This is a genomic window from Streptomyces sp. NPDC098101 (genome assembly GCF_044760185.1).
Taxonomy (GTDB): Bacteria; Actinomycetota; Actinomycetes; order Streptomycetales; family Streptomycetaceae; genus Streptomyces.
The window spans coordinates 1,042,255-1,055,666 of sequence record NZ_JBIWAS010000003.1 but is presented as its reverse complement, the minus strand read 5'-3'; the positions used below and the strand labels follow the sequence as shown (position 1 = coordinate 1,055,666).

Below are 13,412 nucleotides of genomic sequence, written 5' to 3'. Positions count from 1 at the left end.
GGACCTCTTGACGATTGGTCCAGACCTTCCTACGCTCGCGGGGCGCGCGCATCTCCACGGACCACCCCCACCCCGTCCGCAACTTGAGGAGCACCGTTGAGCACTCAAGCACCGACGCGCAGAGCAGGGTTCAGACACCGGGCCGCTGCCGGTCTGACCGCCCTCGTCCTGCCGCTGGCCGCCATGGTCGGCCTCGCCACCCCCGCCGAAGCGGCCACCTCGGCCACGGCCACCTACACCAAGACCCAGGACTGGGGCTCCGGCTTCGGCGCCAACTGGACCGTCAAGAACACCGGCACCACCACCCTGACCTCCTGGACCGTCGAGTGGGACTACCCCGCCGGCACCTCGGTCACCTCCGCCTGGGACGCCTCCGTCACCAGCTCCGGCACCCACTGGACCGCCAAGAACGTCGGCTGGAACGGGACCCTCGCCCCCGGCGCCTCCGTCTCCTTCGGCTACAACGGCGCGGGCCCCGGCGCGCCCACCGGCTGTAAGATCAACGGCGCCCCGTGCGACGGCTCCACCCAGCCGGGCGACAACCCGCCCTCCGCCCCCGGCACCCCGGTCGCCTCGAACGTCACCAACACCTCGGTGAAGCTCACCTGGACCGCGGCCACCGACGACAAGGGCGTCAAGAACTACGACGTGCTGCGCGACGGCGCCAAGGTCACCACGACCACGGCCCTCACCTACACGGACACGGGCCTGACCGCCGGCACCGACTACAGCTACACGGTCGTCGCCCGCGACACCATCGACCAGACCGGCCCCGCCGCCGGCCCCGTCCCGGTCCGCACCACCGGCGGCCCCGACATCCCGCCGCCGCCGAACGCGATCAAGCTGGGCTACTTCACCAACTGGGGCGTCTACGGGCGCAACTACCACGTGAAGAACATCGCGACCTCGGGCTCCGCGTCCAAGATCACCCACATCAACTACGCCTTCGGCAACGTCCAGGGCGGCAAGTGCACCATCGGCGACTCCTACGCCGACTACGACAAGGCCTACACCGCCGACCAGTCGGTCGACGGCGTCGCCGACACCTGGGACCAGCCGCTGCGCGGCAACTTCAACCAGCTCCGCAAGCTGAAGAAGGCGTACCCGCACATCAAGGTCCTGTGGTCCTTCGGCGGCTGGACCTGGTCCGGCGGCTTCGGCCAGGCCGTGCAGAACCCGACCGCCTTCGCCCAGTCCTGCTACGACCTGGTCGAGGACCCGCGCTGGGCCGACGTCTTCGACGGCATCGACCTGGACTGGGAGTACCCCAACGCCTGCGGTCTGACCTGTGACACCAGCGGCCCGGCCTCCTTCAAGAACATGATGCAGGCCATGCGCGCCAAGTTCGGCACCAACAACCTGGTCACCGCGGCCGTCACGGCCGACGGCTCCGCCGGCGGCAAGATCGACGCCGCCGACTACGCCGGCGCCGCCCCGTACTACGACTGGCTCAACGTCATGACGTACGACTTCTTCGGCGCCTGGGACGCCAAGGGCCCGACCGCCCCGCACTCCCCGCTGAACTCGTACTCCGGCATCCCGCAGGCGGGCTTCAACTCCGCCGACGCGATCGCCAAGTTCAAGGCGAAGGGCGTCCCGGCCAAGAAGCTGCTGCTCGGCATCGGCTTCTACGGACGCGGCTGGACCGGCGTCACCCAGTCCGCCCCCGGCGGCACGGCGACGGGCGCGGCGCCCGGCACGTACGAGGCGGGCATCGAGGACTACAAGGTCCTCAAGAACACCTGCCCGTCCACCGGCACCATCGCCGGCACCGCCTACGCCCACTGCGGCACCAACTGGTGGAGCTACGACACCCCGGCCACGGTCACGTCCAAGATGGGCTGGGCCAAGACCCAGGGCCTGGGCGGAGCCTTCTTCTGGGAGTTCAGCGGTGACACCACCAACGGCGAGCTGGTCGGCGCGATCAACACCGGCCTGAGCTAGCCCGTACGACGACGAAGGGCGGGGGACGGCGCAGCACGCCGTCCCCCGCCCCTTTTCCGTTCTTTCCGTGCCTAGGCGACGTTGACCCTCTGCCCCGGAGGCGCCGCCTCCAGCCAGGCCATGAAGCCCGTCCGGGCGTCCTCGCTCATCGCGAGCTCCAGGCGGACGCCCTCGTACATACAGGGCTGGATCACCGCGTCCGAGAGCAGCGCGAGCTCCTCCTCGCCCTCCGGCATCCGGCGCTCCAGGGCCACGATGGAGGAGCGCTCCAGGACCCGGCGCGGGCGGGGGGCGTACGAGAAGACGCGGAACCAGGCGATCTCGTCACCGCTGTAGCGGGCGACGCCGTACACCCAGCCCTTGCCGGCCGGATCCGGCTCGTCGGGCACGTTCCAGCGCAGGGAACAGTCGAACGTCCCGCCGGCCTTCTGGATCAGTCTCCGGCGCAATCCGAAGACGAAGAGCCCGATCACCACCAGTGCGACGACCAGGCCGCACACGAGCAGAGCGAGGAACATCTTCACCGACCTCCTCGCTGCGTCCCGTGGCCGGGCCAGCCGGCAGAACCGAATACAACCTGCACCTGCATCGCCTCAGCCGCGGCACGGTCTGGAAAATTCCAGCCGTGCCGCGGCTGAGGGCACTACTCCGCGCGGACCGTCAGCGGACCGCTACCGCGCGCAGCCGGACGTCGGCGCGCCGCTCGGCGGCGGCGTCGGAGTCCGACTTCGCACGCTCCAGCGCGCGCTCGGCGCGCTGGGCGTCGATCTCGTCCGCCAGCTCGCAGACCTCCGCGAGCAGGGACAGCTTGTCGTCGGCGAACGAGATGAATCCGCCGTGGACGGCGGCGACGACGGTCTCGCCCTCGCTCGTACGGATGGTCACCGGGCCCGACTCCAGCACACCGAGCAGCGGCTGGTGGCCGGGCATGACGCCGATGTCGCCGGAGGTGGTACGCGCGATGACCAGGGTGGCCTCGCCGGACCAGACACTCCGGTCCGCGGCGACCAGCTCGACGTGCAGCTCAGCAGCCAAGGGTGGCTCCTCGGGTCACCACCCGGCGGTCGTGCCGGGTGTTGGGGTCAATTCTAGGGGGCGTGGAGAGGGGGGCGGGACGGGATCCCGCCCCCCTCGGAGCACGGGGCTCAGGAGACGCCAAGCTCCTTGGCGTTCTTCTTGAGGTCCTCGATGCCACCACACATGAAGAAGGCCTGCTCGGGGAAGTGGTCGTACTCACCGTCGCAGATCGCGTTGAACGCGGCGATCGACTCGTCGAGCGGAACGTCCGAACCGTCCACACCGGTGAACTGCTTGGCGGCGTGGGTGTTCTGCGACAGGAAGCGCTCGACGCGGCGGGCACGGTGGACGACGAGCTTGTCCTCCTCGCCCAGTTCGTCGATGCCGAGGATCGCGATGATGTCCTGGAGGTCCTTGTACTTCTGCAGGATTCCCTTGACGCGCGTGGCGGCGTCGTAGTGGTCCTGCGCGATGTAGCGCGGGTCCAGGATCCGGGACGTGGAGTCCAGCGGGTCCACGGCCGGGTAGATGCCCTTCTCGGAGATCGGACGGGAGAGAACCGTCGTCGCGTCGAGGTGGGCGAAGGTGGTGGCCGGGGCCGGGTCGGTCAGGTCGTCCGCGGGGACGTAGATCGCCTGCATCGAGGTGATCGAGTGACCGCGGGTCGAGGTGATGCGCTCCTGGAGGAGACCCATCTCGTCGGCCAGGTTCGGCTGGTAGCCCACCGCGGAGGGCATACGGCCGAGCAGGGTCGACACCTCGGAACCGGCCTGGGTGAAGCGGAAGATGTTGTCGATGAAGAACAGCACGTCCTGCTTCTGCACATCGCGGAAGTACTCCGCCATGGTCAGACCGGCGAGGGCCACGCGCAGACGGGTGCCCGGGGGCTCGTCCATCTGGCCGAAGACCAGCGCGGTCTTGTCGAGAACGCCGGCCTCCTCCATCTCGACCATGAGGTCGTTGCCCTCACGGGTGCGCTCGCCGACGCCCGCGAAGACGGAGACGCCGTCGTGCAGCTTGGCCACACGGACGATCATCTCCTGGATCAGAACGGTCTTGCCGACACCGGCACCACCGAACAGACCGATCTTTCCACCCTTGACGTACGGGGTGAGGAGGTCGACGACCTTCAGGCCGGTCTCGAACATCTCGGTCTTGGACTCGAGCTGGTCGAAGGCCGGGGCCTTGCGGTGGATCGTCCAGCGCGGCGCGTCGGCCACGGTGGAGGCGTCGGCGTTCAGCACCTCGCCGAGCGTGTTGAACACGCGGCCCTTGGTGACGTCGCCGACGGGCACCGTGATGCCCGTGCCGGTGTCGGTCACCGGGGCCTGGCGGACCAGGCCGTCGGTGGGCTGCATCGAGATGGTGCGGACGACGCCGTCACCGAGGTGCTGGGCGACCTCGAGGGTCAGCGTCTTGGTCGCGCCCTCCTCGGCCGGGTCCGGAACCTCGACGTTCAGCGCGTTGTAGATCTCCGGCATCGCGTCGACGGGGAACTCCACGTCGACGACCGGGCCGATGACCCGGGCGACGCGGCCCGTGGCGGCGGCCGTCTCAACAGTGGTCGTCATTACTTGTCACTCCCCGCGGTCGCGTCGGCCAGGGCTGCGCTGCCACCGACGATCTCGCTGATTTCCTGGGTGATTTCGGCCTGGCGGGCCGCGTTGGCAAGTCGGGAGAGGTTGTTGATCAAGTCTCCCGCGTTGTCGGTGGCCGACTTCATCGCGCGGCGCGTGGCGGCGTGCTTGGAGGCAGCCGACTGGAGCAGCGCGTTGTAGATACGGCTCTCGACGTACCGGGGCAGCAGGGCGTCGAGGACGTCCTCCGCCGACGGCTCGAAGTCGTACAGCGGACGGAGCGTGCCCGTGTCGCCGGCCTCCTTCGCCACCTCGTCGAGGCTGAGGGGCAGCAGCCGGGCCTCGACCGCCGTCTGCGTCATCATCGAGACGAACTCGGTGTAGACGATGTGGAGCTCGTCCACACCACCGTCGGCCGTGTCCTTCTCGATCGCCTCGATCAGCGGTGTCGCGATCGTCTTGGCGTCGCCGTACGACGGCTGGTCCGTGAACCCGGTCCACGAGCCGGCCAGCTTCCGCTCACGGAAGTTGTAGTGCGCGATGCCACGGCGGCCGACGACGTAGATCGTGACCTCGCGGCCCTCGCCCTCCAGCTTCGCCGTGAGCCGCTCCGCCGCCTTGATGGCGTTGGAGTTGAAGGCACCGGCCAGACCGCGGTCGCTCGAAAGGAGCAGGACCGCGGCGCGGACGGGGTTCTCCGCCTCGGTGGTCAGCGGGTGCTTGTCGTTCGCACCCGTGGCCACCGCCGTGACCGCGCGCGTCAGCTCGGTCGCGTACGGAGTCGACTCCTGCACCTTGCGCTGCGCCTTGACGACACGCGAGGCGGCGATCATCTCCATCGCCTTGGTGATCTTCTTCGTCGCGGTGACGGATTTGATGCGACGCTTGTAGACCCGGAGCTGCGCTCCCATGAGTCAGGTCCCTTCCGTCGTCACTTCGAGACGTTGACGGCGGCAGGAGCGTCCTCGCCCAGCAGCTTGCCGTCAGAGGTCTCGAACTGCTTCTTGAACTCCGCGATCGCGTCGGCGACGGACTGCAGCGTGTCGTCCGACATCTTGCCGCCCTCACGGATGGAGGTCATGAGGCCCGAGTGGTTCTGGCGCAGGTACGCCAGGAGCTCGGCCTCGAAGCGGCGGATGTCGGCGACCGGGACGTCGTCCATCTTGCCGGTGGTGCCGGCCCAGACGGAGACGACCTGGTTCTCGGTGGGCATCGGCTGGTACTGAGCCTGCTTGAGCAGCTCGACCATGCGCTGTCCACGCTCCAGCTGCGCCTTGGAGGCCGCGTCCAGGTCGGAACCGAAGGCGGCGAACGCCTCCAGCTCACGGAACTGGGCGAGGTCCACGCGGAGGCGGCCGGAGATCTGCTTCATCGCCTTGTGCTGGGCGGAGCCACCGACACGCGAGACCGAGATACCGACGTTCAGGGCCGGACGCTGGCCGGCGTTGAACAGGTCGGACTCCAGGAAGCACTGGCCGTCGGTGATGGAGATGACGTTGGTCGGGATGAACGCCGACACGTCGTTCGCCTTGGTCTCGACGATCGGAAGACCGGTCATCGAACCGGCACCCAGCTCGTCCGAGAGCTTCGCGCAGCGCTCGAGGAGACGCGAGTGCAGGTAGAAGACGTCACCCGGGTAGGCCTCACGGCCCGGCGGGCGGCGCAGCAGCAGCGACACGGCGCGGTAGGCGTCGGCCTGCTTCGACAGGTCGTCGAAGACGATCAGGACGTGCTTGCCCTGGTACATCCAGTGCTGGCCGATGGCGGAGCCGGTGTACGGCGCCAGGTACTTGAAGCCGGCCGGGTCGGACGCCGGGGCGGCGACGATCGTCGTGTACTCGAGCGCGCCGGCCTCTTCCAGGGCGCCGCGAACGGACGCGATGGTCGAGCCCTTCTGGCCGACGGCGACGTAGATGCAGCGGACCTGCTTGTTCACGTCGCCGGAGCGCCAGTTGTCACGCTGGTTGATGATCGTGTCGACGCACAGCGCGGTCTTGCCGGTCTGACGGTCGCCGATGATCAGCTGACGCTGGCCGCGGCCGACCGGCGTCATGGCGTCGACGGCCTTGTAGCCGGTCTCCATCGGCTCGTGCACCGACTTACGGGCCATGACGCCCGGGGCCTGCAGTTCGAGGGCGCGGCGGCCCTCGGTCGCGATCTCGCCGAGACCGTCGATCGGGTTGCCGAGCGGGTCGACAACGCGGCCGAGGTATCCCTCGCCGACACCGACGGAGAGGACCTCGCCGGTGCGCTGCACCGGCTGTCCCTCCTCGATGCCGTTGAACTCGCCGAGGACGATCGCGCCGATCTCGCGCTCTTCGAGGTTCAGCGCGAGACCGAGGGTCCCGTCCTCGAACTTCAGCAGCTCGTTCGCCATGGCCGAGGGAAGACCCTCGACCTTCGCGATACCGTCACCGGCCAGGCTGACCGTGCCGACCTCCTCGCGCGAGGCCGCGTCCGGCTGGTACGACTGGACGAAGTTCTCCAGTGCGTCCCGGATCTCCTCCGGCCGGATCGTGAGCTCCGCCATCTGGGTTCCCTGCTCTCCTTGTTGGGCCCGAAGTTTCTTAAGGGGTCTGGGGGCCGACCCCCAGGAATCTTCTGCAATCTCTGCACGGCCCAACCGGGCCGCTGGTGATGCTGTGATGCTTTTCTGCTGTGGTGACCGCTGCGGTGACGCGTCAGCCGGCGAGACGACGGGTCGCCTCGTCGAGGCGCTCCGCGATCGAGCCGTTGATGACCTCGTCGCCGACCTGCACGGTGATCCCGCCGAGGACCGAGGGGTCCACGTCCAGGTTCAGGTGCATCGTGCGGCCGTACAGCTTGGCCAGGGCGGCACCGAGGCGCTGCTTCTGCCCGTCCGACAGCGGCACCGCCGAGGTGACGACCGCGACCATCCGGTCCCGGCGCGCCGCGGCGAGCTTGGACAGGGACTCGAGTCCCGCTTCCAGGCTACGTCCCCGGGGCTGGGTCACCAGACGGACGACCAGGCGCTCGGTGGTCGCGTGGGCCTTGCCGCCCAGCAGGCTGCGGAGCAGCGTGCCCTTGGCGGTGGCCGTGGCGGCCTTGTCCGTCAGCGCGGAGCGGAGCTCGTTGCTGGAGGACACGATCCGGCCGAAGCGGAACAGCTCGTCCTCGACACCGTCCAGGGTGCCCGCCTTCTGCGCCGCGGTGAGGTCTGCGATGTTCGCCAGTTCCTCGGTCGCGTCGGCCAGGTCGCGCGAGCGCGACCAGCGGGAACGGACCATGCCGGAGACCAGGTCGGCGGTCTCGCCGCCCACCTGACCGGTCAGGAGTCGCTGCGCGAGTGCGGCCTTGGCCTCACCCGACTGGGCGGGGTCGGACAGGACCCGGCGCAGCGACACCTCGCGGTCGAGCAGCACGGTGACGGCGGCGAGCTCGTCCGCGAGCTTCGTCGCGTCGACCGGGGTGTTGTCGGTCAGCGCGTCGAGGGACTCGCGGGCGGCGGCCAGTGCCTCACGGCTCGCTCCGTTCATCGGACGGCCTCGGCCTTCTCCTCGAGCTCGTCGAGGAAGCGGTCGATCGTGCGGCTCTGGCGGGCGGTGTCCTCGAGGGACTCGCCGACCAGCTTGCCGGCCAGGTCGGTGGCGAGCTTGCCCACGTCCTGGCGCAGCGAGGCCGACGCGGCCTTGCGGTCCGCCTCGATCTGCGCGTGGCCGGCCGCGATGATCTCCTCGCGCTGGCGCTGGCCTTCCGCCTTCATCTCCTGGATGATCGCGGTGCCCTGCTCCGTCGCCTCCTGGCGAAGACGCGCGGCCTCGTGGCGGGCCTCGGCGAGCTGGGCCTTGTACTGCTCCAGCACACTCTGAGCCTCGATCTGGGCCGACTCGGCCTTCTCGATGCCGCCCTCGATGGCCTCGCGGCGCTCGTCCAGAACCTTGTTGATGTTCGGGAGGAGCTTCTTGGCGAGGAAACCGAAGACGATGACGAAGGCGATCAGGCCGATGACGAGCTCGTCGAGATGCGGGATCAGAGGAGGCTGGGGCTCCTCCGCCGCCGCAAGAAGCAGAGCGTTCACATCAGTGCCTTCCGTAAAAGTGGCTGTCGTCGAAATCGGGCTTAGTAAACGAAGCCCATGACGATGCCGATGAGGGCGAGCGCCTCACAGAAGGCGAAACCCATGATCTGGTTGGTACGGATCAGGCCGGCAGCCTCGGGCTGGCGGGCGAGGGCCTGGGTGCCGTTACCGAAGATGATGCCGACGCCGACGCCGGGGCCGATCGCGGCGAGGCCGTAACCGATGGCGGCGACGTTTCCTTCGACAGCGGCGAGGGTCTGGAGAGCGGACATGCCGGTTCTTCCTTCTCTTTCAAGGACCCGGTGGGGGTTGGCCACCGGACGACTGTTGGTTTGTGAGGCGTGCTGCCGGCCGGGACCGGACTCAGTGGTGCTCGGAGAGCGCGCCCTGGATGTAGCTGGCGGCCAGGAGGACGAAGACGTACGCCTGGACGGCCTGGATGAAGAGCTCGAACGCGGTCATGACGATGACCATCACGAACGACGTCGCGGCGTAGACGATGCCGAGGCCGTTGAGCAGGTACCAAGAGGCCAGCGAGAACATCACGATGAGCAGGTGACCGGCGAACATGTTCGCGAACAGTCGGACCGCGTGCGTGAAGGGCCGGATCAGCAGGTTCGAGAAGAACTCGAGGACGACGACCAGGGGAAGGATCGGGCCGAGCGACTTGTCGTAGCCGACGATGTTCTTCCAGCCACCGACGAAGCCGTGCTTCTTGAAGGTGAGCGAGACCCAGACGACGTAGACGACCAGCGCCAGGGCCACCGGGAACGCGATCAGCGAGGTGACCGGGAACTGGGCCAGCGGGACGATCGACCAGAGGTTCATCATCCAGACGAGGAAGAACAGGGTGACCATCAGCGGGACGTACTTCTCGCCGTCCTTCTTGCCGATGATCTCGTACACGATGCCGCGGCGTACGAAGTCGTAACCGGCCTCGCCGACCATCTGCATCTTGCCGGGGATCAGCTTCGGCTTGCGGAAGGCGGCCCAGAAGAACCCGACGACCACGACGGAGCTCAGGATCGCGAGCAGCATGGGCTTCGTCAGCTCGAAGCTGCCCCACGTGGCGATCGGCTCGTACATGAACGTGTGCAGGCCCGGCGCCGGGAAGCCACATCCGGTGAAGATGTGGCAATCCGGGTCGAAGGCAAGCGTCTGGTCAGCACTCACCGCGGGCTCCTTCAGCGTGGCGCATAGGTACGGCAACCTCGTTGTGTCGGCGCGGCACGCAGCCGCGGGTCGGCACTGGACTGGTCTTACGGATAAGGGGGCGGCGGTTCGGCTTCGAGCCTCGCGCTGGGACAGGCGTCTCGGATGCCCGCGCCCGCAGTGCCGCAGTTGGCACCGGACGATAGCAGGAAGCCGAAGGCGGCTTTATCCCGGCCCTACCCTTCACGACTTCGACCCCGTGTTTCCGGGGTCGATGTAGGTGATCTTGGCCTTCATGTAGGCCCGGGCCTGCGCGGCGACCCATACGACGGTCGCCGCGAGCAGCGTGAAGGCGAAGGCCTTGAAGTCGAACAGCGTGGTGTTTTTGAGCAACGCCAGGAAGATGAAGAGCACCAGGAGCTGGGCCGTGTAGAGCATCAGCCCCATCGCCTGGAACAGGTGCGGCAGCGACTTCGCCGTCCGCTGGAGAACCAGCTGGCCGATCCCCATGAAGAGGATGACCACCAGGGTGCCGACGACTCCGCCGAGCGCACCCTTGCCACCGGCGACCACCCCGCTGACGACCGTGGCGACGACGCCGACGGCAGCGGTGGGGATGACGGTGTGCAGCAGGATGCGTGCGTCGTTGGACGGCATGGCGGTGTCTCCGCTTGATGGAGGGGGCGATGGTGTCGTCATGGACGAGCGTAAGCCCGGTCCGAGGTGGGTCTCGGGGCCAACGGACCGTCGCACTACGGTCTTTCGGCACTGTCGCCGGGTCTCGTGAACGGTATCACAAACTATTTGAATAGGTCTTTACCCATAAGGTGTGCCAGTTGTCACACATGAGAGTTACACCGCGCGTGTGTGCGCGACAGCGGGGCACCTTGTCTGGTAATGACCGCCGCCGCGGCTTTCGTCAACTCGGCGTTCCGGCCTTCCGCCGGTCGGTGAAGCGCGCGCGGTTGCCGATGGCGGTGGCGCCGTTGATCCCGGCGGGCACCGGGACCCGTTCCTCCTCGGCCGAGGCCGGCTCCGGGGCCGTCTCCGCGGCGGCGGGGGCGGGCTGCCGGCGCCGGTAGCGGGGCGGCACGACGGACTCGGCCCAGCGGGGCGCGCGCGGCGTGAAGCGCGGCATCAGGAGCAGCACCAGGCCGATCGCGCTGAGCGCGACGACCCCGAGGACGATCCACATCGAGGTCGAGTGGACCGAGTACGCGAGCGTCCCGAAGGCGATCAGGGCCGACCAGAAGTACATGATCAGCACCGCGCGGCTGTGCGAGTGCCCGATCTCCAGGAGCCGGTGGTGCAGGTGGCCCCGGTCGGCCGCGAACGGCGACTGGCCCTTCCAGGTGCGGCGCACGATCGCCAGGACCAGGTCCGCCATCGGGATCGCGATGATCGTCAGCGGCAGCACGAGCGGGATGAAGACCGGCAGGGCGGCGTGGGTGGCCTCGCGGGTGGAGCCCTCGAAGAGCTTCAGCACGTCGGGGTCGACCTGGCCGGTGATCGAGATGGCGGAGGCCGCCAGGATCAGGCCGATCAGCATCGAGCCGGAGTCGCCCATGAAGATCCGCGCCGGGTGCATGTTGTGCGGCAGGAAGCCCAGGCACATGCCCATGAGGATGGCGGTGAAGAGGGTCGCGGGGGCGGCGGCCTCGATCGTGTAGCCGTACCAGAGGCGGTAGCCGTACAGGAAGAAGGCGGTGGCGGCGATGCAGACCATGCCGGCGGCGAGGCCGTCGAGGCCGTCGACGAAGTTGACCGCGTTGATGGTGAGGACCACCAGGGCGACCGTGAGGAGCGTGCCCTGCCCGGGGGTCAGCGAGACGACGCCGACGCCGGGGATCGGCAGCCACAGGATCGTCAGGCCCTGCGCGACCATGACGCCCGCCGAGATCATCTGGGCGCCCAGCTTGATGAGCGCGTCCAGCTCGAACTTGTCGTCCAGGACGCCGATCAGCCAGATGAGGGCCGCGCCGGAGAGCAGCGCGCGGGGCTCGTTGGACAGCTCGAAGACGCTGCTCAGGTTCTGCAGGTGGGCGGCGACGAGCAGGCCCGCGCACAGCCCGAAGAACATGGCGATGCCACCGAGCCGCGGAGTCGGTTCTCGGTGTACGTCGCGGGCGCGGATCTCCGGCATCGCCCCGGTCGCGATGGCGAACTTGCGCACCGGTCCGGTGAGCAGGTAGGTCACCGCGGCCGTGACACAGAGCGTCAGCAGGTAATCACGCACGGGCTGCCCCACAGGAATCGCTGGCCATCTCAGCCCCACACCCTAGCCGTGCCGTCCATGTGCTGGGAGACACGCGGGCCGCCCGGACGGTTGCGCCGGGGGCCGACTCAGTGTGCGTACGGCGGAAATCGGCCGGTCAGCGCGCGTACTTCCGCCCGTACCCGGGCCGTCTCCGCCGGGTCGTCGCGGAGCGCGGCGGTGAACAGACCGGCGATCCTGGCCATTTCGGTGGCGCCCATGCCCTGGGTGGTGACGGCGGCCGTGCCCAGCCGGATCCCGCGTCCCTCGCCGTGCGGGAGCGCGCAGGTGTCGAGGACGATGCCGGCGGCGGCGAGCCGGGTGCGGGCGGTGCGCCCGTCGACGCCGAGGGGGGCGGGGTCGGCGGTGATGAGGTGGGTGTCGGTGCCGCCGGTGGTCGGCGCGAAGCCCTCGGCGGCGAGGGCGGCGGCGAGGATCTTGGCGTGCTCGACCACCCGATGGGCGTACGCGGTGAACGCGGGGGTCTCCGCCTCGCCGAAGGCCACCGCCTTCGCCGCGATCGTGTGCATCTGGGCGCCGCCCTGGCTGAACGGGAACACCGCCCGGTCGATCCGGCCCGCGAGCTCCTCCCCGCACAGGACCATTCCGCCGCGCGGGCCGCGCAGCACCTTGTGGGTGGTGGCGCAGACGACGTCGGCGTACGGGACGGGGTTGGGGGCCGCTCCCCCGGCGACCAGGCCGATGGGGTGGGCGGCGTCGGCGATGAGGTAGGCGCCGGTCTCGTCGGCGATCTCGCGGAAGACCGCGTAGTCGAGGTGGCGGGGGTAGGAGATGGAGCCGCAGACGATCGCCTTGGGGCGGTGGTGGCGGGCGAGGGCGGCGACCTGCTCGTAGTCGACGAGGCCGGTCTCGGCGTCGACGCCGTACGGGACGAAGTCGAACCAGCGGCCGGAGAAGTTGGCGGGCGAACCGTGGGTGAGGTGCCCGCCGTGCTCCAGGCCCATGGCCAGGACCGTGTCACCGGGCCTGAGAAGGGCCGCGTACGCCGCCAGGACGGCCGAGGAGCCCGAGTGGGCCTGGACGTTCGCGTGGTCGGCTCCGAAGAGCGCGGTGGCCCGTTGCACGGCGATCCGCTCGACGGCGTCGGCGTACTCGCAGCCGCCGTGGTGCCGGGCGCCGGGATAGCCCTCGGCGTACTTGTTGGCGAGCGGGGAGCCGAGGGCGGCGAGGACGGCGGGCGAGGTGAAGTTCTCCGCCGCGATCAGCTGGAGGCTGTCGGCCTGCCGCCGCTCCTCGCCGAACAGCACGTCGGCGACCTCCGGGTCCTGCCGGCGCAGGACGTCGAGCTCGTCGTCGGGGGGCGCGGTGACCGGCATGGCACCAATGTAAGTACCCGCCGCCGGACCCGCGCGCCGAGAACCGGCACCGGTCTCAGCGCCGCGCCGCCACCCCGGTCAGGGCCGTCACC

13 protein-coding genes are annotated in these 13,412 nt (G+C 69.1%); 1 reads left to right on the top strand and 12 read right to left on the bottom strand.

Features of this window, described 5'->3' with window-relative positions; all coding sequences use genetic code 11:
• Positions 1–96: 96 nt before the first annotated feature.
• On the top strand, positions 97–1,944 hold the full coding sequence (locus ACIQVI_RS17880) for a glycosyl hydrolase family 18 protein (protein WP_403596504.1): 1,848 nt from the start codon (positions 97–99) through the stop codon (positions 1,942–1,944).
• A 71-nt stretch (positions 1,945–2,015) separates the two neighbouring features.
• Here the strand turns inward: ACIQVI_RS17880 and ACIQVI_RS17875 are convergent, their stop codons facing one another.
• The 12 genes from ACIQVI_RS17875 to glyA form a co-directional block, all read right to left on the bottom strand.
• Complete coding sequence (locus ACIQVI_RS17875) at positions 2,016–2,462, bottom strand: DUF2550 domain-containing protein (RefSeq protein ID WP_062756864.1); 447 nt, start codon at positions 2,460–2,462, stop codon at positions 2,016–2,018.
• A 142-nt stretch (positions 2,463–2,604) separates the two neighbouring features.
• Positions 2,605–2,979 carry a F0F1 ATP synthase subunit epsilon gene (locus ACIQVI_RS17870; RefSeq protein ID WP_121830196.1) on the bottom strand — a complete coding sequence of 125 codons (375 nt, stop codon included), beginning with the start codon at positions 2,977–2,979 and terminating at the stop codon, positions 2,605–2,607.
• Positions 2,980–3,089: 110 nt separating this feature from the next.
• Positions 3,090–4,532, bottom strand: a complete 1,443-nt coding sequence (gene atpD, locus ACIQVI_RS17865) for a F0F1 ATP synthase subunit beta (RefSeq protein ID WP_121830195.1) — start codon at positions 4,530–4,532, stop codon at positions 3,090–3,092.
• The gene (locus ACIQVI_RS17860) at positions 4,532–5,449 is read right to left on the bottom strand and encodes a F0F1 ATP synthase subunit gamma (protein ID WP_121830194.1); all 918 of its coding nucleotides are present in this window, start codon (positions 5,447–5,449) and stop codon (positions 4,532–4,534) included. Before ACIQVI_RS17860 ends, atpD begins: the two co-directional genes overlap by 1 nt.
• Positions 5,450–5,469: 20 nt before the next feature.
• Positions 5,470–7,068, bottom strand: a complete 1,599-nt coding sequence (atpA, locus tag ACIQVI_RS17855; RefSeq protein ID WP_351970174.1) for a F0F1 ATP synthase subunit alpha — start codon at positions 7,066–7,068, stop codon at positions 5,470–5,472.
• Positions 7,069–7,219: 151 nt separating this feature from the next.
• Complete coding sequence (locus ACIQVI_RS17850) at positions 7,220–8,035, bottom strand: F0F1 ATP synthase subunit delta (protein WP_351970173.1); 816 nt, start codon at positions 8,033–8,035, stop codon at positions 7,220–7,222.
• A complete protein-coding gene (locus ACIQVI_RS17845; RefSeq protein ID WP_121830191.1) occupies positions 8,032–8,577 on the bottom strand; it encodes a F0F1 ATP synthase subunit B in 546 nt (181 codons plus the stop codon). The genes ACIQVI_RS17850 and ACIQVI_RS17845 overlap by 4 nt, the downstream gene beginning before the upstream one ends.
• A gap of 41 nt (positions 8,578–8,618) precedes the next feature.
• Positions 8,619–8,849, bottom strand: coding sequence for an ATP synthase F0 subunit C (gene atpE, locus ACIQVI_RS17840; RefSeq protein WP_006346597.1), 231 nt, complete (start codon positions 8,847–8,849; stop codon positions 8,619–8,621).
• A gap of 91 nt (positions 8,850–8,940) precedes the next feature.
• Positions 8,941–9,750, bottom strand: coding sequence for a F0F1 ATP synthase subunit A (atpB, locus tag ACIQVI_RS17835; RefSeq protein WP_121830190.1), 810 nt, complete (start codon positions 9,748–9,750; stop codon positions 8,941–8,943).
• 222 nt (positions 9,751–9,972) lie between these two features.
• Positions 9,973–10,386 (bottom strand): hypothetical protein, encoded by a 414-nt coding sequence (locus tag ACIQVI_RS17830; protein ID WP_351970172.1) that lies wholly within the window; start codon positions 10,384–10,386, stop codon positions 9,973–9,975.
• Positions 10,387–10,648: 262 nt separating this feature from the next.
• Positions 10,649–11,965 carry an MraY family glycosyltransferase gene (locus tag ACIQVI_RS17825; RefSeq protein WP_403596497.1) on the bottom strand — a complete coding sequence of 439 codons (1,317 nt, stop codon included), beginning with the start codon at positions 11,963–11,965 and terminating at the stop codon, positions 10,649–10,651.
• A gap of 107 nt (positions 11,966–12,072) precedes the next feature.
• Positions 12,073–13,320, bottom strand: coding sequence for a serine hydroxymethyltransferase (gene glyA, locus ACIQVI_RS17820; protein ID WP_351970170.1), 1,248 nt, complete (start codon positions 13,318–13,320; stop codon positions 12,073–12,075).
• Between the last annotated feature and the right edge of the window lie 92 nt (positions 13,321–13,412).